This window comes from Streptomyces sp. NPDC048637, from assembly GCF_040650675.1.
Lineage (GTDB): Bacteria > Actinomycetota > Actinomycetes > Streptomycetales > Streptomycetaceae > Streptomyces.
The window spans coordinates 17,114-33,647 of sequence record NZ_JBEZHQ010000051.1; the positions used below are offsets into that span (position 1 = coordinate 17,114).

At 70.5% G+C, this 16,534-nt stretch carries 15 protein-coding genes; 7 read left to right on the plus strand and 8 right to left on the minus strand.

The features are described from left to right. Positions 1 to 20: 20 nt before the first annotated feature. Entirely contained in the window at positions 21 to 560 is a 540-nt protein-coding gene (locus AB0C46_RS36775) for a DUF6879 family protein (RefSeq protein WP_362833415.1), read from the plus strand. Between the two features lie 147 nt (positions 561 to 707). Then, positions 708 to 1,334 (plus strand): DUF5753 domain-containing protein, encoded by a 627-nt coding sequence (locus tag AB0C46_RS36780; RefSeq protein ID WP_362833416.1) that lies wholly within the window; start codon positions 708 to 710, stop codon positions 1,332 to 1,334. An 85-nt stretch (positions 1,335 to 1,419) separates the two neighbouring features. Here the strand turns inward: AB0C46_RS36780 and AB0C46_RS36785 are convergent, their stop codons facing one another. Beyond that, positions 1,420 to 1,626 (minus strand): DUF397 domain-containing protein, encoded by a 207-nt coding sequence (locus AB0C46_RS36785; protein ID WP_362833417.1) that lies wholly within the window; start codon positions 1,624 to 1,626, stop codon positions 1,420 to 1,422. 14 nt (positions 1,627 to 1,640) lie between these two features. Next, entirely contained in the window at positions 1,641 to 2,459 is an 819-nt protein-coding gene (locus AB0C46_RS36790; RefSeq protein WP_362833418.1) for a helix-turn-helix transcriptional regulator, read from the minus strand. Between the two features lie 254 nt (positions 2,460 to 2,713). Here AB0C46_RS36790 and AB0C46_RS36795 point away from each other — a divergent pair, with 254 nt between their 5' ends. After that, complete coding sequence (locus AB0C46_RS36795) at positions 2,714 to 3,187, plus strand: ATP-binding protein (RefSeq protein WP_362833420.1); 474 nt, start codon at positions 2,714 to 2,716, stop codon at positions 3,185 to 3,187. Between the two features lie 453 nt (positions 3,188 to 3,640). Here the strand turns inward: AB0C46_RS36795 and AB0C46_RS36800 are convergent, their stop codons facing one another. Next, on the minus strand, positions 3,641 to 3,790 hold the full coding sequence (locus AB0C46_RS36800; protein ID WP_362833421.1) for a hypothetical protein: 150 nt from the start codon (positions 3,788 to 3,790) through the stop codon (positions 3,641 to 3,643). Between the two features lie 654 nt (positions 3,791 to 4,444). On the opposite strand from AB0C46_RS36800, the gene AB0C46_RS36805 reads away from it, so the two are divergent. Continuing rightward, positions 4,445 to 5,095 (plus strand): DedA family protein, encoded by a 651-nt coding sequence (locus AB0C46_RS36805; protein WP_362833423.1) that lies wholly within the window; start codon positions 4,445 to 4,447, stop codon positions 5,093 to 5,095. Here AB0C46_RS36805 and AB0C46_RS36810 read toward each other — a convergent pair. The 3 genes from AB0C46_RS36810 to AB0C46_RS36820 all read right to left on the minus strand — a co-directional run bounded on the left by AB0C46_RS36810 (position 5,081) and on the right by AB0C46_RS36820 (position 11,338). Further along, a complete protein-coding gene (locus tag AB0C46_RS36810) occupies positions 5,081 to 6,337 on the minus strand; it encodes an MFS transporter (RefSeq protein WP_362833424.1) in 1,257 nt (418 codons plus the stop codon). The genes AB0C46_RS36805 and AB0C46_RS36810 overlap by 15 nt on opposite strands. Positions 6,338 to 6,791: 454 nt before the next feature. Next, on the minus strand, positions 6,792 to 9,752 hold the full coding sequence (locus tag AB0C46_RS36815; RefSeq protein ID WP_362833425.1) for an FAD-binding and (Fe-S)-binding domain-containing protein: 2,961 nt from the start codon (positions 9,750 to 9,752) through the stop codon (positions 6,792 to 6,794). Between the two features lie 98 nt (positions 9,753 to 9,850). After that, complete coding sequence (locus AB0C46_RS36820; RefSeq protein WP_362833427.1) at positions 9,851 to 11,338, minus strand: FAD-binding protein; 1,488 nt, start codon at positions 11,336 to 11,338, stop codon at positions 9,851 to 9,853. A 54-nt stretch (positions 11,339 to 11,392) separates the two neighbouring features. On the opposite strand from AB0C46_RS36820, the gene AB0C46_RS36825 reads away from it, so the two are divergent. Next, positions 11,393 to 12,412, plus strand: a complete 1,020-nt coding sequence (locus AB0C46_RS36825; RefSeq protein ID WP_362833428.1) for a YafY family protein — start codon at positions 11,393 to 11,395, stop codon at positions 12,410 to 12,412. A 91-nt stretch (positions 12,413 to 12,503) separates the two neighbouring features. After that, on the plus strand, positions 12,504 to 13,622 hold the full coding sequence (gene serC, locus AB0C46_RS36830) for a phosphoserine transaminase (protein WP_362833429.1): 1,119 nt from the start codon (positions 12,504 to 12,506) through the stop codon (positions 13,620 to 13,622). A gap of 99 nt (positions 13,623 to 13,721) precedes the next feature. On the opposite strand, the gene AB0C46_RS36835 is transcribed toward serC, so the two are convergent. Both AB0C46_RS36835 and AB0C46_RS36840 read right to left on the minus strand, forming a co-directional pair. Then, complete coding sequence (locus tag AB0C46_RS36835) at positions 13,722 to 14,594, minus strand: ABC transporter permease (protein ID WP_362833431.1); 873 nt, start codon at positions 14,592 to 14,594, stop codon at positions 13,722 to 13,724. Beyond that, complete coding sequence (locus AB0C46_RS36840) at positions 14,591 to 15,652, minus strand: ATP-binding cassette domain-containing protein (protein WP_362833433.1); 1,062 nt, start codon at positions 15,650 to 15,652, stop codon at positions 14,591 to 14,593. Before AB0C46_RS36840 ends, AB0C46_RS36835 begins: the two co-directional genes overlap by 4 nt. Before the next feature lie 95 nt (positions 15,653 to 15,747). On the opposite strand from AB0C46_RS36840, the gene AB0C46_RS36845 reads away from it, so the two are divergent. Then, positions 15,748 to 16,518 (plus strand): TetR/AcrR family transcriptional regulator, encoded by a 771-nt coding sequence (locus tag AB0C46_RS36845; protein ID WP_362833435.1) that lies wholly within the window; start codon positions 15,748 to 15,750, stop codon positions 16,516 to 16,518. Positions 16,519 to 16,534: the final 16 nt, after the last annotated feature.

The following is a 16,534-nucleotide window of genomic DNA, read 5'->3' on the forward strand; positions in this document are numbered from 1 at the left end:
AAGCCAAAGGAGGCCACCACGTGTCCGCTCTCATCGACCTGAACGAGTTCAGGGAGCTATTCAAGACTTTCGAGCACTCTGCATGGCGACTGGAGACCCGCCGTGGCTATGCCTCCGACCGTGAGAACGAGACCTACCGCGAGTTCGTCGAGACGGGCACCGTGTCGTGGGATCTCGATAACGAATGGTGCAGGAACATGCAGGCACAGACGGCGGCGGGCAAGCGCGTCGGCCGGGTACGCATCGTCGACGACCCTCCAACTACCGGCCAGCTGTACCTACTCGACAACGCAAAGCGCAATTCAGCCACAGGAGAAGACATGCGCAACCTGTGGCGCGCCGACGCCGAGCGGCTCCAACTACCCGCCGAAGATTTCTGGATCTTCGACTCACGGTTCATCGCACTATTGCATTTCGACGATGCAGACACTCTCCTCCACGTCGAATTGATCACGGAGCCCGCGGAAGTGATCCGGTACGCCCAGGTACGCGACGCCGCGCTTCATCACTCCTCCCCCTTCGAGAAATTCGCAACGCTGGTGGCCGCAACCCGGGGATGACCCGACCCGGTGAGAACGCACCGGACGAGTGGAACACGCTCCGGGAGTGTGCCGTTTACAGCACCGAGACGCAGAACGTGTTCAACAGAGCCCGAAGACTGGTCTGTCCCCCATGACACCCCTACTGGATGCACAAGGACGCACGCAATGCCGCAGTCACCGAATCCCGAGTCGACGTACACCGAGTGGCGCCACAAGGTACGCGACGGGCTGAAGCCACTCCAGAACCGCTTGGTCCAATTATTCCAAGAGACCCGGCTGTTCCGTATCTACTCCTCCACCCTCATGCCTGGGCTGTTGCAGACCGAGGGCTATGCGGCTGCAGTGCTACGCACAGTCGCCGACTTTCAGGAACTCCCCCTCGACGACAGCGCGGAGGCCGCGCGAGCGCGGGTCGAGCGCTCCCGCATCATCCATGAGCCCGAGCGCAGGTTCGTTCTGCTCATCGAAGAACCAGTGCTGTACCACCAGCTCGGAGACACGGCGGTGATGACTGCTCAGCTGGATTACCTGCTGACAACCGACACCCTGCCGTCCGTGTCGCTCGGGATCATCCCGATGGCGACGCGCGAGCGGGTGCAGTGGCCGCGTGAGACGTTGCACATGTACGACGACCGCCTTGTATCGGTCGAGCTGGTGTCCGCAAAGGTGGACATCGCCCAGCCCTCCGAAGTCGCCCAGTATCTCAAGGCGTTCGAGCAGCTGCGCAGCATGGCCGTATACGACGCGGAGGCGCGGGCGCTCATCCTGAAGGCGCTTGAGGACTTGCGCTGAGGCTGCGAACGAGGGCAGTGCCCCAGGACCAATGTTTGGCCCTGGGGCACTCCGCTATCTGCCACCGGCCTTGATCCTCGCGGCCTCAGAAAACCATGTACGGGTTTTCCTTCAGCTCCGCCATGAAAGAGGTCCAAGCAGCTGCGCCGAAAACCAGACGCGGGCCGGCCGGGTTCTTGCTGTCCCGTACGGGCAGGACGCCCGGCAGACCATCACCGATTTCTACGCACTGACCGTTCGCGCTGCTGTAACTGCTCTTCCGCCACACTATGCCGGAGAAGTCGCTGTGCATTCCAAACACCTCGTCTAGTCTCTCGCTGCGGCAACCGTAGCCACCAGGGCAGCACTGTCGTTCGGCCCCATGGCCACAGCTTGCAGGTGCTCGAACATCGACTTGTAGCGGCGCATCTCTGCCTCCGACTCCAGGAAGAGATCGCCCGCCGGGGTATCTACGTAGACCAACTCTGGGTCCGCAGGGTCCGGGAAGTCCATGTGCACGAAGCTTCCAGGCATACCTGCATGCGCCCCCTTGTCGAAGGGGATCACCTGGAACGTGACGTTCGGCTCCTCCATGAGCTGGAGCAGGTGCTGCGCCTGTTCCTGCATCACCTTGCTCCCGCCCACCGCGCGTCGCAGGGCCGCCTCATCGACAATCGCCCAGAGCTGTAGCGGGTGCTCTTTGCTGAGCAAGGCCTGTCGCTCCATGCGCGCCTGGACTCGCTGCTCCACCTCTTTGTGGCTGGCAGCTGCCCACACGCCTTTGATGACTGCGCGGGCATAGCTCTCAGTCTGCGCGAGACCAGGGAGAAACAGTGACTCGTAGTTGCGCACCGTGCGGGCTTCGGCTTCAAAGCCGATGTAGGCCGTGTATTCCTCGGGCAACTCCGAGTGGTACGGACGCAGCCAGCCCTGATCGTTGGAACCGCTCTGGATGGCCAGGAGGTCAGCCCTCTGGGCATCGGTCGCGTCGTACAAATCAAGCAGGGCGACCAGCGTCCGCTTCTGCGGTCGGGCGCGCGCCTTTTCGATGCGGTAGAGCGTCGCCGCGTTGATCCCCTTCTTCTCCGTGACCTCCTCACGGGTCATCCCCGCAGCCGCACGAAGCCGGCGCAGCTCCGCGGCCAACCGTCTGAGCCTCACGGTTGGGGGATGTTGTCGCTTGTCGGCCACGTGCGGTCCCTTCGATGACTCGGTGGTACCCGCGAGTCTGGGCGACCACCAAGGCTCAACTCAACCCAGTTCGAAGACACAGAAGAAGTTCGCAATCATTGCGTTCTCATTGTGCGCGAACGCATCCCATGCGTAACATCACCGAGCGTACAACGTGCGTTACGCACAAGTGATCTTGACGCTCCGTCATGCGCACCAAGGGGATAGCTATGTCCACACGCGCCCGACCAGCAGCAACACGACTCACACCCGCCCTGCCGACTGCCGCGGACCACCTGTTACCCGGAGATGACCGAAGCGCCGCCCGTGCCCGCGCAGTGCTCCGCCATCACCTCCAGCTGTGGCACATCAGTGGCGAACCGGCCTACTCCGCCGAGCTGTTGCTGTCTGAACTGGTCGCCAACGCCGTGCAGGCACAAGCGTCCGCCGCCTCGGAGGTCGGCGTCCGGTTCGCGCTGTCGGACGGCTGCCTCCGGCTGGAGGTGCGGGACGCGAGCGACGAACTGCCCGTGATGAGCGATGCCAAGGAGGACGAGGAATGTGGGCGTGGTTTGGTGCTGGTGGACGCCTTAGCAAGTGGCTGGGGCGTCGACCGGGACGGCACCGGAAAGACCGTGTGGGCCGAGTTGGCCGTATGCGACGCCTCGGCACCGTGTCGGGCACCGGTTCTGCGCAGCCCCTGACGGCCCCGAGGCCCGTGGTCTACCGGGCGGAGGCCACGGCCCGCCATCCGGACGGTTCCTCGATCGGCCTCGGTGTCTGGACGTCGTACTCGCCGGGCCGCGCCCTGGGCTGGGTCCGGACGCGGGCGGAGCACGTGGCGCAGCAGTTAGGCGCCCCGTACGACGGGGCGGTACGTGCGTGGCTGGACGATGCGGTCGAATTCCATTGGGCCGTGGATGGTCTTGCGGCCGGAATCCCTTTTGTTCTGCGGGCAGTTGATGCGGAGGGGTGCACCTACGCACTTGTTGCCCGCCCGGATGCCCAGGCCCGTGCCGCGGCCTCCCCTGAAACTCCGTGTGTTCAGGGGGCGGCGTGACGGGCGGGGCGGGCGGCACCGGTCCTCATCACGCCCGGCTTCTGGTGCGCGCGGTTCGTGATTCGCTTCGTGTACGCGGATGGTCTGGCTTCCTGCCCTAACTCTCATCGTCGCCGGCATCCGCCACCCCAGCCGCGGGCGGCCCGTCAGCCTGAGTGGGGCCTTGGGTGCCGTCCGTGGCCGGTGTGGGCTTCTCGCGGCGTTTGCGGGCCAGTTCCGCGGCCCGGCGGTCGGAATCCAGTCGCATTTCCGCTTCTGCCTTGAGGTCAAAACTCCGCACCATTGCCCCCCAGAACCTCACAGCGGCGCCGGCTCCGCCGCGGCGTTCGGACGCGCTGTCCTCCCGCGCCGCGCGCACCGGCCCGCCCGTTGACTTCTCACCTGCTCTTCAGTGTTCCCGCCGCGCCTGCCCTCACCCCGCAGAGGCCGCCACGGAGGCGGCCGGCGGAGGCACGCCCCCTGTCCACCCAGGCCGGTACGCGCCGGTGCTCACCTCCCGGCGCGCACCGTCCCCGTACACACCGGCGAGCGTCCCTGCTGAGCGGCCACCAGGGCACCCGGGCAGTCTGGTCCGGCTCGCCAGGCTGTCCGCTCACACACCCGTGATGGAGGGCACGGATTCGCACGGATTCGGGTGGCCTTCTCACGGGTTCGGGTGGCCTTCGCACGGACTCGGGTGGCCTTCTGGATGTTCGTGGCCGCGCTATTGCTCTGGGGGTGGATGTAGCTGGCGGAATGAGACAGCAGCGGCTCGTACGACCTGAGTCCTGGGCTCTCTTCCTCCCCTGGCATGACCGTTTCGCTCCCCTCGCGGGATGAACTGGTGATGCCTCAGTGGGCAGTGGAGCAAGAGGCCGGGAGGTCACAGCACGTGTCATGGTTCACGCAGACAATGGAAGCCTTGAAGGATCTTCCACCGGCGGCGGTGCTGGGAGCAGCGGCGGCGTTCAGTGCGGCCGAATCCGGCCTGGGCATCGGCGTCGCCGTGCCGGGGGAGACCGCAGTGCTGATAGCGGGGGCGGCGGTGGACGGCAAGGCGCTGCTGGCCGGGTTGTTCGTGGTGGTCGCCCTGGCTGCCAGCTGCGGTGATCATGTGGGTTATGTGCTGGGCCGCCGCTACGGTGACGGGCTGCGTTCCGTCGCGCTGCTGCGTCGAATCGAGGACCGGCAGTGGGACCGGGCCGTGGCCGCGCTGCACCGGTACGGGGCATGGGCGGTCTTTCTCACCCGTCTGCTGCCCGTGATCCGGACGCTGACCCCGGCAGCGGCCGGGGTGGCCAAAGTGCGTTATTCCCGTTTTCTTCCCGCTTCCCTGGCGGGAGCCGCGACCTGGTCGGCGCTGTACGTCTTCGGTGGGGCGGCGGCGGGCGCCTCGGCCGAGAGGCTGACAGCCGGCTTCGGTGCGGTCGGCTGGGCCGTGGTCGGAGGGCTGGTGGCCGTGATCCTCGTGGCCTGGGTGGTCCTGCGCCGGTATCGAGGTTGCCGGACAGGCCGCAGCCGCCGCCGCAGCCGCAGCAGCAGCAGCAGCAGCAGCCGGTCAACTGACCGGTGAGGCCCGGGTGTGCGCGGAGGACGCGGTCGGCCGGCCGGAAGCGGCGTGGCCCGCGGTCCTGATGCGCAGCAGTGCGAAGACGGCCAGGCCCACCATCGAAGTGACCAGCAGGGTGAAGAAGACCCGGCCGACGCCGTGGGACTGCCAGATGAAGCCGAGTCCGGCCGGCACTACCAGCCGGGACAGGGCCAGTACGAAGCCGTTGAGCGCCATGAAGCTCCCGACCCGGCGCTCGTCGACATGGTCGGCGATATAGGTCGGCACGACGACGGACACGATGACCTCGCCGAGCGTCCACACGAGGATGGAGAGAAGCATGACCGGCAAGGAGAGGGCGAAGGTGAGCACCGACAGACCGAGGGCCCAGAGCAGACCGGCCACGATCAGCAGCACCTTTGTGCGGTACGCCGGGAGGCGCTTCTCGATCAGCAGGCCAAAGCTCACCACAGCGACACTGTTGATCGCGTAGATGACACCGATCAGGCCCGTCGGCTCACCGAGCACGGTCGTGACGGCAAGCGGGAGCGCGTACTCAAGGCCGTTCAGCGGGACGATGTAGAAGAAGGAGACCAGCACGAGCGCCACCACATGGCCGTGGCCGAGCGTGCCGTACCGCACCTTCTCCCTGGGCTTCTTGCTGCCCTTGCGGCCCTTGCGGCCCGCGCCGCGTCGGCTGTCGGCCGGGATCCACACCGCGATCAAGGCCGCGCACAACAGTCCGGCCACGATGTTTCCCACGAACATGACGTGGTACGAGTACGCGGCCGCCACACCACCGAGCAGTGGGCCGATGCCCGTCCCCAGGTTATTGCCGATGTAGCTGACGGTGTACGCAAAGGGCCGCTGCCCGGTGGTGGTCAGATCGGCGATCAGGGTGTTGGAAGCGGGGCCGAACATGCCCATCCCGACCAGAGCGACGAAGAGCAGGGCCACGAACGCCCACGGTGGCACGTCCAGAGTGGCCAGGCCCAGATAGCCGGCTGCGTTGAGAAGCAGCGCGAGGAGCAGCGCCTGGCGGCGGCCGCACAGATCGCAGAACGGTCCGCTGAGGAGACTGCCCACCAGCAACCCGGTGCTGCCGAGAGAAATCAGCAGTCCTACCTCGGCGAGGCTGAGGCCCTTCGCCCGTACCAGGTAGACGGCGAGCAAGGGGAAGACGAACATCCCGGCCCGGTTGACGAAGGAGGCGAGAAACAACACCCGCAGAGCGAGCGACAGTTCCCTGAAGCGGGTCAGCCACACGGTCGCGGTCCCCCTTTCCGGCTGCCCGTCATTCCTGCGCAGTTTCCGACACGGGAGGCTTCCCGCACGGCCTTGAACCGTTTTCCTGAGGTTCTCGAAATCGGCTCGCTCGCCTCGCTCGCGACCTACCAGTTCACGCTTTCCGTGCTTTTCAGTGCAGTCCACTGGCGCATCTGTAGCGGCTGAGCCCTTCTGGCAAGGCACACGGTAGGCCGGAGATATTCGCAGTTCATCGGTCAACTGACGTACATCTGCTATCAGGCCAGTTTTCGTACCGACCATGAAGTCTGCGGGGCATAAAGGAAGGGCCTCCAGGAACTCGGTTGCGATCCCGACCGAGTTCCTGGAGGCCCTGATATCGGTTCTGCTCCTCCAGCTCTTCCGGCTCCTCCGGCTTCTCCGGCTCTTCCGGCTCTTCCGTCTCCTCCAGCTCCTCCGGCTCCTTGGGGCCCCTCTACTCCCCCGCCTCCCCCAGCGCCTCCGCCAGCACCTCCGCCAGATGGCGTCCCGGCCGGTCGCCCAGCTGGTCGAGCTGGGTGCGGCAGGAGAAGCCGTCCGCGAGGATCTCCGTCTCCTCGGTGGATTCCCTTACCGCGGGCAGGAGTTGGTCCTCGGCGCAGGCCACCGAGACGTCGTAGTGGCCGCGTTCGAAGCCGAAGTTGCCGGCCAGGCCGCAGCAGCCGCCGCTCAGCCGGCCGGTGAGGCCCGCGCGTTCGCGCAGCCGGCGCTCGGCCGCGTCGCCGAGGACCGCATGCTGGTGGCAGTGCGTCTGGCCGGCGACGGGGCGGTCGATGCGTGGTGGCTGCCAGTCGGGTGCCAGCTCTTCCAGGGCTTGCGCGAAGGTCCGGACGGACTGGGCCAGTCGGGCCGCCCGTGGGTCGTCCGCGAGCAGTTCCGGCAGGTCCGTGCGGAGGGCGGCGGCGCAGCTCGGTTCGAGGACGACCAGAGGGTGGCCGTCCTGGAGCAGCGGGGCGAGGACCTCGACGGTGCGGCGCATGACGGTGCGGGCCCGGTCGAGTTGCCCGGTGGAGACATAGGTGAGGCCGCAGCACAGGGGCGGGCGGTGGAGGCGGGGCAGGCTGGGCTGCGGGAGGGCGCCACCGGGCTGGCGGAGTGGGGCGGTCGGCGGCAGGAGGGGGCGCAGACCGGCCGCTTCCAGGACGCGGACGGCGGCGCGGCCGACCTCCGGGGAGAGGTGGTTGGTGAAGGTGTCGGCCCAGAGGATGACCGTGCGGCCGCCGGACGGGGAGGGTGCGGGACGGTGGTCCTCGGTGCGCCGTCCCGCGCGCGCCGCCGTCTTCCGCCGGCGCCACCACCAGCGGGTGAAGGTCTCGGTGGCGAGTGGGGGGATCGGGCGCTCGGGGGCGATCCCGCCGAGGCGTTTGGCGACGGTGGCCAGCGGCGTACGGGCGAGGGCGTTGAGGGCGGGGGCCAACGGGGCGGCGGTGTGCAGCCACTGGGGGAGGCGGCCCATCGAGTAGTGCGCGGCGGGGCGCACCCGGCCCTCGTAGTGGTGGTGCAGGAATTCCGCCTTGTAGGTGGCCATGTCGACACCGACCGGGCAGTCGCTGCGGCAGCCCTTGCAGGAGAGGCAGAGGTCGAGGGCGTCGCGCACCTCGGGCGACTGCCAGCCGTCCGTGATCACCTCGCCGGCCAGCATCTCGTGCAGCAGGCGGGCCCGGCCGCGGGTGGAGTGCTGCTCCTCGCCGGTGGCGCGGAAGGACGGGCACATGACGTCCGTCGAGCCCGGAGCGGTGGTGGCGTTGCGGCATTTGGCGACGCCGACGCAGCGCCGTACGGCCGCGGAGAAGTCGCCGTTGTCGTGCGGGTAGCCGAACTCGACCGGGACCGGGCGCTTGGGCAGTACGTCGAAGCGGAGGTTCTCGTCGAGGCGGGCGGGGCGTACGAGCATGCCGGGGTTGAGGCCGGCGGACGGGTCCCAGAGCGACTTGAACTGCTCGAAGACGCGGACGAGTTCGGGGCCGTACATCTTCGGCAGCAGCTCGGCGCGGGCCTGGCCGTCGCCGTGCTCGCCGGAGAGCGAACCGCCGTGTGCGACGACCAGCTCGCCCAGGTCGTAGGAGAACTCCCGGAAGCGGCGGATGCCGGGCGGGGTCAGCAGATCGAAGTCGACGCGGATGTGGATGCAGCCGTCGCCGAAGTGGCCGTAGGGGGTACCGCGCAGGCCGTGCTGGGTGAGCAGGGCGCGGAAGTCCCGCAGATAGGGGCCGAGCCGCTCCGGTGGGACGGCGCAGTCCTCCCAGCCGGGCCAGGCCTCACTGCCGTCGGAGAGCCGGGTGGCGGTGCCGGAGGCGTCCTCGCGGATCCGCCACAGGGCGCGCTGGCCGGCCGGGTCGGTGACGACGGTGTGGTCGGTGCTGCCGTCCGCGGCGGCCGCCCGGCAGAGCGCCTCGGCACGGGCGGCCGCCTCCCCCGGGCTCGCACCGCCCATCTCCACGAACAGCCAGGCGCCGCCCTTGGGCAGCCCGGCGGCGTCGCCCACCAGATCGGCGGCCATCCCCTCGACGGTCATCGGCCGGTGCGGGAGGAGGGTGTGCGCGGCCTCGGCAGCGGCGCTCTCGTCGGGGTAGGCGAGGACGGCGAGCACCCGGGCCGCGGGGGTCTCCACGAGGCGTACGGTCGCCTCGGTCAGTACCCCGAGGGTGCCCTCGCTGCCGGTGAGGGCGCGGGCCAGGTCGGTGCCCTGCTCCGGGAGCAGCGCGTCCAGGGCGTATCCGGAGATCCGGCGGGGAAGGTCGGGGTAGCCGGTGCGCAGCAGCGCCAACTCCCCGTCCACCAGGCCTTTGACGCCGTCCCGGAGCCGCGGGGGCAGTCCGGTGGGGGCGCCGGTGCGGTCCGTGCCGCGGCCGGCCCGTACCCGCTCGCCCCCGTACGTCAGCAGCTCCAGCTCGCGGACGCTGTCGGCGGTGGTGCCCCAGGCCACCGAGTGCGAGCCGCAGGAGTTGTTGCCGATCATGCCGCCGAGGGTGCAGCGGCTGTGGGTGGAGGGGTCGGGGCCGAAGGTCAGTCCGTGCGGGGCGGCCGCCGCCCGCAGATCGTCCAGCACCACGCCGGGCTGCACCACGGCCGTACGGGTCGCGGGGTCCAGGGACACGATCCGCCGCATGTGCCGGGTGAAGTCCAGCACCACCCCGACGCCGGTCGCCTGCCCCGCGATACTGGTCCCGCCGCCGCGCGGCACCACCGGCACCCCGTGCTCCCGGCACACCCGCAGCGCCGCCGCGACATCCTCGGCGTCCAGGGGCGCGACCACCGCTCTGGGCACCCGCCGGTAATTGGACGCGTCCATCGTCATCAGTGCCCGGTCGGCCGCGGCGAACGAGACCTCCCCCCGTACCGCGGCCGCCAACTCCTCCGCCAGATCCCGCTTCTCCGTCTCCGTACGATCAGCCATGTCTCCAGCCTGCCCACTGGGACGGGTTCATGGGCGGTCGGCGGGCCGGATCGTCGGGGGGAACTCCCCCTCGGGGAGACACCCCCTAGTTGTGGCCGTCAGCCGGCGGAGGTGGCGGCGGCCGGTGTGCGGTCCGACGTCGCGGTGCCGGCGGGGTGGAAGCGGAAGACGTTCTCCGGGTCGTGGCGGGCCTTGAGTCCGGCCAGCCGGCGGTGCTCGTCGGCGTCGTGCACACTGCGCGCCACCTCTGCGGCGTCCGGCCGGTCCTCGTGCCCGCCGAGGAGGAAGTTCACGCTCCGGCCGAGCCGCCAGGGCGCGACGGCCGCGAGCGCCTCGGCGTGCAGCGCCCGTACGGTCGTCAGCCCGTCGTCGGACCCGTCGCCGCCGGGCCCGTCGCCCGCTGGGGCAGCCACGAGCGGCGACAGCAGCCGCAGCGCATACCGGGCGTCCCGGTGGCCGACGGTGCCGGTCCCGGCGGACAGCGCCCCGCCGAGATGGTTGAGCTGGACCACGGTCATCACCGGCGCGGCCGGTCCGGTCAGCGCCACCACCCGGCGCAGCGCGGCCACATCCAGCCCGCTGAGCAGCGCGTTGTCGCCGTTGTAGGCATGCGGATCGCTCGGGTCCTGGTGAATGGTGTGGGACTCGGCGTACGGCATCTCGCGCAGGTCGTCGCTCACCCTCGGCCCCACCGCGCGCAGCGGTGCCACCAGCCGCTCGCCCTCCGCGGTGCTCCCCGTATAGGCGATCCGGATCTGCGCCAGGTAGCGGCCGCGCAGCGACTCGGGCAGTTGCGGGAGGTCCGGGTAGGCGATCAGGGCGAGCGACGAGGTCAGCTCGTCCGGCACGGTTTCGGTCCAGCGCAGATACGCCGCCAGCGCCTCGTCGATCTGCTCACCGCCGAACACCAGCTGCCCGCCGTACAACCGGGCCACCGGCACCAGCCCGAACTCCATCGCGGTCACCACCCCCAGGCCGTGCCCGCCGCCGAGCAGCGCCCGGAACAGCTCGGGATCGGTGTCCGCGGTGAGGTGCCGCAGCCGGGCGTCGGCGGTGACGAGGTCGACGGACCGCACCTGGTCGGCGGCGAAGCCGTACGTCCGGGCCAGCACCCCGATGCCGCCCCCGAGGGTGTACGAGATGACGCCGACGCCCGGGGAGGAGCCGTTGAGCGGGGCGAGTCCGTGCGGGGCCGCCGCCTCGATGACCTGTCCCCAGACGACGCCCGCCTCGACCCGCGCGGTGCCGGCCGCCGCGTCCACCCGCACCCCGGCCATCCGCCGCGTACTGATCAGCAACCCGCCGTCGGTGGCCGCGGACAGCCCGTGCCCGGTGGCCTGGACCGCGACCGGCAGCCCCTGTTCGCGGGCGAAGCGCACCGCGGCGACGACGTCCTCGGCGCACCGCGCACCGACGATCACGGCGGGCCGGTGCGGGCGGGCCAGCTGGAAGCCGGACCGCTCGGCGTCGTAGCCGTCGTCCCCCGGGATCAGGACCGGGCCCCGGACGTGTGCCACGAGGGCGGCGAGGGCGGCGGTGTCGAGTGCGGGGGCGGCGGACGGCGGGGTGAGGTCGTTGATCTCCATGCCCCGCACTCTGGCGCAATAACTTGACACCTGCCGTCATATATAAATGCGGCTGTGAAGTCGGCCCGTCTGCTCTCGATCGTCCTGCTCCTCCAGACCCGCGGCCGGGTGCCGGCCGCGGAGCTCGCCGAGCGGCTGGAGGTCTCCGCCCGGACCGTCTACCGCGACATCGAGGCGCTGTCGGCGGCCGGGGTACCGGTCTACGCCGAACGCGGCCGGTACGGCGGTATCGCGCTGCTGCCCGGCTTCCGTACGGATGTCACGGGGATGACCACCGACGAGGCGCGTGCCCTGTTCATCCTGGCCGCGCAGGGCGCCCACAGCGCGCTCGGCCTGGACGACGCGCTCCGCTCGGCGCTGCGCAAGGTGATGGCGGCGCTGCCCGCCCCGCACCGGCCGGCCGCGGAGCTGGCCGGCCGCCGCATCCTGGTCGACCCGGACAAGTGGACGACCCGCCCGTCGTCCGCCGCCGCTGACGCGCCGTCCGCCGCCGCCCACCCCGTGGTGGAACTGGATGTGCTGCACACGGCCGTCTTCACCGACCTCCGGCTCCGGATCCGCTACCGCCACAGCGGCGAGACCCGGCTGCGGACCTACACGGTCGACCCGTACGGGCTGGTGGCCAAGGCCGGCACCTGGTACCTCGTCGCGGACCGGCGTGGCGGGCCGCAGCTCTTCCGGGCCGACCGGGTGGCGTCCGCGATCCTCACCGACGTCCCCGTCCGGCGCCGCGCAGGCGTGGAGCTCGCCGAGGTCTGGCAGCGGCTGCGGCGCCAGGTGGAGGACCGGCCCGCGGACGTCCGGGTGACCGCCCGGATCCGCCGCGAGCGGCTGGATCTGGCGGTGCGGATCCTCGGCGGCGCGCTGACCGGGCCGCCCCGTACGGGTGACGGCGGCGAGGCCGGGGACTGGGCCACCCTCGATCTGGCCTACCCCGTCCTCCCCGCGGTCCGTCAGCTGCTCCAGTTCGGCGACTCCCTCGAAGTGCTCGCCCCGCCCGAGGCCCGCCGGGTGATGGCCGAGGCCGCGGCCGCCCTCACCGCCGTCTACGCCGCGGACGCCCCGTCCGCTTAGGCCGGCCCGGCCGTCCACCGTATGGGCGGCCGGCATCTCACCCGCTGGACGCGCCGCCGGAGCCCGCAGCACGACGGATTAGGCTTCCCCCGTGGCTGATATCCAGATCCCCGCTGACATCAAGCCCGCCGACGGACGCTTCGGCGCGGGCCCCTCCAAGGTGCGTACGGAGGCGCTCGGCGCCCTCGCCGCCACCGGTAGCTCCCTTCTCGGCACGTCCCACCGCCAGGCCCCGGTCAAGAACCTGGTGGGCAAGGTGCGCGACGGCGTACGCGATCTCTTCCAGCTCCCCGAGGGCTACGAGGTCGTGCTCGGCAACGGCGGCTCCACCGCGTTCTGGGACATCGCGACGCACGGCCTGATCGAGCGCAAGTCCCAGCACCTCAGCTTCGGTGAGTTCTCCTCGAAGTTCGCCAAGGCCGCCAAGCTGGCGCCGTGGCTGGCGGAGCCCACCGTCCTCTCCGCCGAGCCGGGCGACCACCCGGAGCCGCGGGCCGAGCAGGGCGTGGACGTCTACGGCTTCACCCACAACGAGACCTCGACCGGTGTCGCCGCGCCCCTCAAGCGCGTCGCGGGCGCGGACGAGGGCGCACTGGTCCTGGTCGACGCCACCTCCGGTGCCGGCGGTCTGCCCGTCGACATCACCGAGACCGATGTCTACTACTTCGCCCCGCAGAAGTCCTTCGCCTCCGACGGCGGTCTGTGGCTGGCGGCCTTCTCCCCCGCCGCGCTGGAGCGCGCCCGCGCCATCCACGCGTCCGGCCGCCACATCCCGGAGTTCTTCTCGCTGCCCACGGCGATCGACAACTCCCTGAAGAACCAGACGTACAACACCCCGGCGCTGTCCACCCTCTTCCTGCTCAATGAGCAGCTGGAGTGGATCAACGGCCAGGGCGGCCTGGACTGGGCGGTCCGCCGCACCGCCACCTCCTCGCGCACCCTCTACGGCTGGGCCGAGGACGCCAAGTACGCCACCCCGTTCGTCACCGACCCGGCCAAGCGCTCGCAGGTCATCGGCACGATCGACTTCGACGACGTGATCGACGCCGCCGCCGTCGCCAAGGCCCTGCGCGCCAACGGCATCGTCGACACCGAGCCCTACCGCAAGCTCGGCCGCAACCAGCTGCGGATCGCGATGTTCCCGGCGATCGACCCGGCGGACGTCGAGGCCCTGACGGCCTGCATCGACCACGTCATCGGCAAGCTGTAACAGCCTCCCCGATCGCACCACAGGCCCCGGCGGGCGACCGCCGGGGCCTGTGCGCTGCGCGGGTCCGGTCCGCGCTCAACGGCTCAGCGGCTCAACGGCTCAACGGCTCAGCCGCCGGAAGCGCCGTACCGCCAGCGGCAGGAAGACCGCGGTGATGACCGCCGGCCAGAGCACCGCCATCAGCACCGCATGCTGTTCGACCCAACTGCCGCCCGTGGTGGCCGGGTTGCCGAAGAGCTCACGGATGGCGCCGGCCGTCGAGGAGACCGGGTTCCACATGGCGATCGTGCCCAGCCAGTCCGGCATCATCGACGGCGGGGTGAAGACGCTGGAGATCATGCCGAAGGGGAAGGCGACGGCGTAGAGGCCGCCGGCCGATTCCTGGTTGGGTGCCAGGAGGCCGAGATAGACACCGATCCAGGTGAGGGCGAAGCGCAGAAGCAGCAGCAGACCGAAGGCGGCGAGGGTGGCGGCCGGGCCGCCGTGGGAGCGCCAGCCGACGACCACGGCGATCGCGGCCAGCACCACGAGGTCGACGCTCGCGCCGATCACATCGGCGACCCCGCGCCCGCTGACCACGGCGGACGTCGACATCGGCAGGGAGCGGAACCGATCGGTGACCCCGTGGTCCCGGTCGACGACCACGGCCACCGCGGTGTTCATGAAACCGAAGGAGATCGTCATCGCGAAGATGCCGGGCATCGCGAACGTCGGGTAGTCCACCCCGCCGCCGACGTTCATCGCGCTGCCGAAGACATAGACGAAGAGCAGCACGGAGACGATCGGGAAGCCCAGCTGCCAGGCGATGATCACGGGCTGCCGGACGAGATGGGTCAGATCCCGGCGGACGATGGTCAGACAGTCGGCGAAGGCCCAGTAGAGACGGCGCGCGGGGCCGTCGTCCGCACCGGCCGGCCCCCACGGGGCGGGGCCGTCGTCGTGCGGGATGTGCAGCACGGTGCCGGCGCTCATGCGGCCGCCTCCTGCCCGGTCCCGGCCGTACCGCGTCCGGTGAGGCGCAGAAAGACCTCGTCGAGCGTCGGGCGGCGCAGCCCGATGTCCTCGACGCCGATGCCCTCGTCCTGGAGGGTGCGCGCGACCTCGGTCAGTGCCGCGACGCCTTCCGTCACCGGGGCACCGACCCGCCGCTCCGCCTCGTCCGTCGTGGGCGGTACGCCGTTCGCGGCGACCCGTGCCACGGTCCGTACCGCGTACGGGAGGTCGGCCGGGTCGCGCAGCACCACCTGGAGGCGCTCGCCGCCGACCTGCCGCTTCAGCTCGGCGGGCGTACCGTCGGCGATCGTCCGCCCGTGCTCGATGACGGAGACCCGGTCGGCCAACTGGTCCGCCTCGTCGAGGTATTGGGTGGTCAGCAAGACGGTGGTGCCGGTCGCGGCGAGCCTGCGGACCGACTCCCAGACCTCGTTGCGGCCGCGCGGGTCGAGGCCCGTGGTCGGCTCGTCCAGGAAGAGCACCTCGGGTGCGAGGATCAGGCTCGCGGCGAGGTCGAGCCGGCGGCGCATCCCGCCGCTGTAGGTCCGGGCCGATTTCCCGCCCGCGTCGCCCAGCCCGAACTGGTCCAGCAGCTCCGTCGCCCGCACCCGCGCCCGGCGGGCGCCCAGATGGAAGAGCCTGCCGAACATCTCCAGATTCTGACGGCCGGTCAGGATGCCGTCCACGGCGGCATATTGACCCGCCAGTCCGATCCTGGCGCGCACCCGCTGGGGCGCCCGCGTCACCTCGTGCCCGGCGACCGCCGCCCGCCCGCCGTCCGGTCGCAGCAGGGTGGCCAGGATGCGGACGACCGTGGTCTTGCCCGCGCCGTTCGGCCCGAGCAGGCCGTGCACCGTGCCGCGGTGGACGGTGAGGTCGAGGCCGTCCAGGGCCCGCTTGTCGCCGTACCGCTTCTCCAGACCCTCCGCACGCACCGCCGCATCCGGCGGTGGCAGCGGCAGCGGCGCCTGCCCGGCGCCCGCCGTCGCCACCCCACCCCTCGCCCCGCACGCATTCCCGCTCGTACTGCCGGTCATCGCCGCTCCCCTCCGGATCGAAAACTGGGTACACCGTACCCGATTACGCGTACGCCGTACCCAGTTTTTGTCCGGCGGCATAGGATGACCGCACGATGACGACGACAGAACACAGCGGCAGCGGCGATGTCTCACGCAGCCTGGAGCTGCTCTGGGGCCTCGGCGAGCGGCCCAGCCGCGGCCCCAAGCCGGGCCTCACCCTCGAACGCATCGTCACCACGGCGGTGGCGGTCGCCGATGCCGACGGGCTCGGCGCGCTGTCCATGCGCCGGGTCGCCACCGACCTCGGCGTCGGCACCATGTCCCTCTACCGCTATGTCCCGGGCAAGGCCGAACTCCTCGACCTGATGCTCGACAAGGTCGTGGAGTTCGACGCCGACGCCCACCCCGACCCGGCCGCCGGCTGGCGCCCCGCGATGGCCGCCCTCGCCCGCGGCAGCCTGCGGCAATACCGACGGCATCCCTGGCTGCTCCAGGTCGACCAGGCCCGCCCGCTGCTCGGCCCCAACGCCCTGGACTCGCTGGAGTACTCGGTGCGCGCCCTGGCCGGCACCGGTCTGACCGACCGCGAGAAGATCCACGTACTGGTGACCTTCGGCGGCTTCCTCAGCGGCATCGCCCGCACCGAGCTCCACTCCGCCCTCGCCGAGAAGCGGACCGGCATCAGCAACGCGGACTTCTGGCAGTCACAGGAGCCGGTGCTGTCCAAGGTGATGCTGAGCGGCCGTTACCCCGCCCTCGCCGCCCTGGACGAGGACACCTTCGCCGGTGACGACACCTCCGCCTTCGAGCTGGGCCTGACCGCGCTCCTGGACGGATTCGAGGCGCTCATCGCCACCCGCACCGCCCGAACGGACGCACCATGAGGTGACGAAACAGGCC

Bases quoted from the DNA above. Each gene is read 5' to 3' on its own strand.
- AB0C46_RS36840 (WP_362833433.1), bottom strand. From the start codon at position 15,652: ATGACCGGCAGTACGAGCGGGAATGCGTGCGGGGCGAGGGGTGGGGTG.
- AB0C46_RS36780 (WP_362833416.1), top strand. From the start codon at position 708: ATGCCGCAGTCACCGAATCCCGAGTCGACGTACACCGAGTGGCGCCAC.
- AB0C46_RS36785 (WP_362833417.1), bottom strand. From the start codon at position 1,626: ATGCACAGCGACTTCTCCGGCATAGTGTGGCGGAAGAGCAGTTACAGC.
- AB0C46_RS36800 (WP_362833421.1), bottom strand. From the start codon at position 3,790: ATGCGACTGGATTCCGACCGCCGGGCCGCGGAACTGGCCCGCAAACGC.
- AB0C46_RS36845 (WP_362833435.1), top strand. From the start codon at position 15,748: ATGACGACGACAGAACACAGCGGCAGCGGCGATGTCTCACGCAGCCTG.
- AB0C46_RS36835 (WP_362833431.1), bottom strand. From the start codon at position 14,594: ATGAGCGCCGGCACCGTGCTGCACATCCCGCACGACGACGGCCCCGCC.
- AB0C46_RS36815 (WP_362833425.1), bottom strand. From the start codon at position 9,752: ATGGCTGATCGTACGGAGACGGAGAAGCGGGATCTGGCGGAGGAGTTG.
- AB0C46_RS36795 (WP_362833420.1), top strand. From the start codon at position 2,714: ATGTCCACACGCGCCCGACCAGCAGCAACACGACTCACACCCGCCCTG.
- AB0C46_RS36820 (WP_362833427.1), bottom strand. From the start codon at position 11,338: ATGGAGATCAACGACCTCACCCCGCCGTCCGCCGCCCCCGCACTCGAC.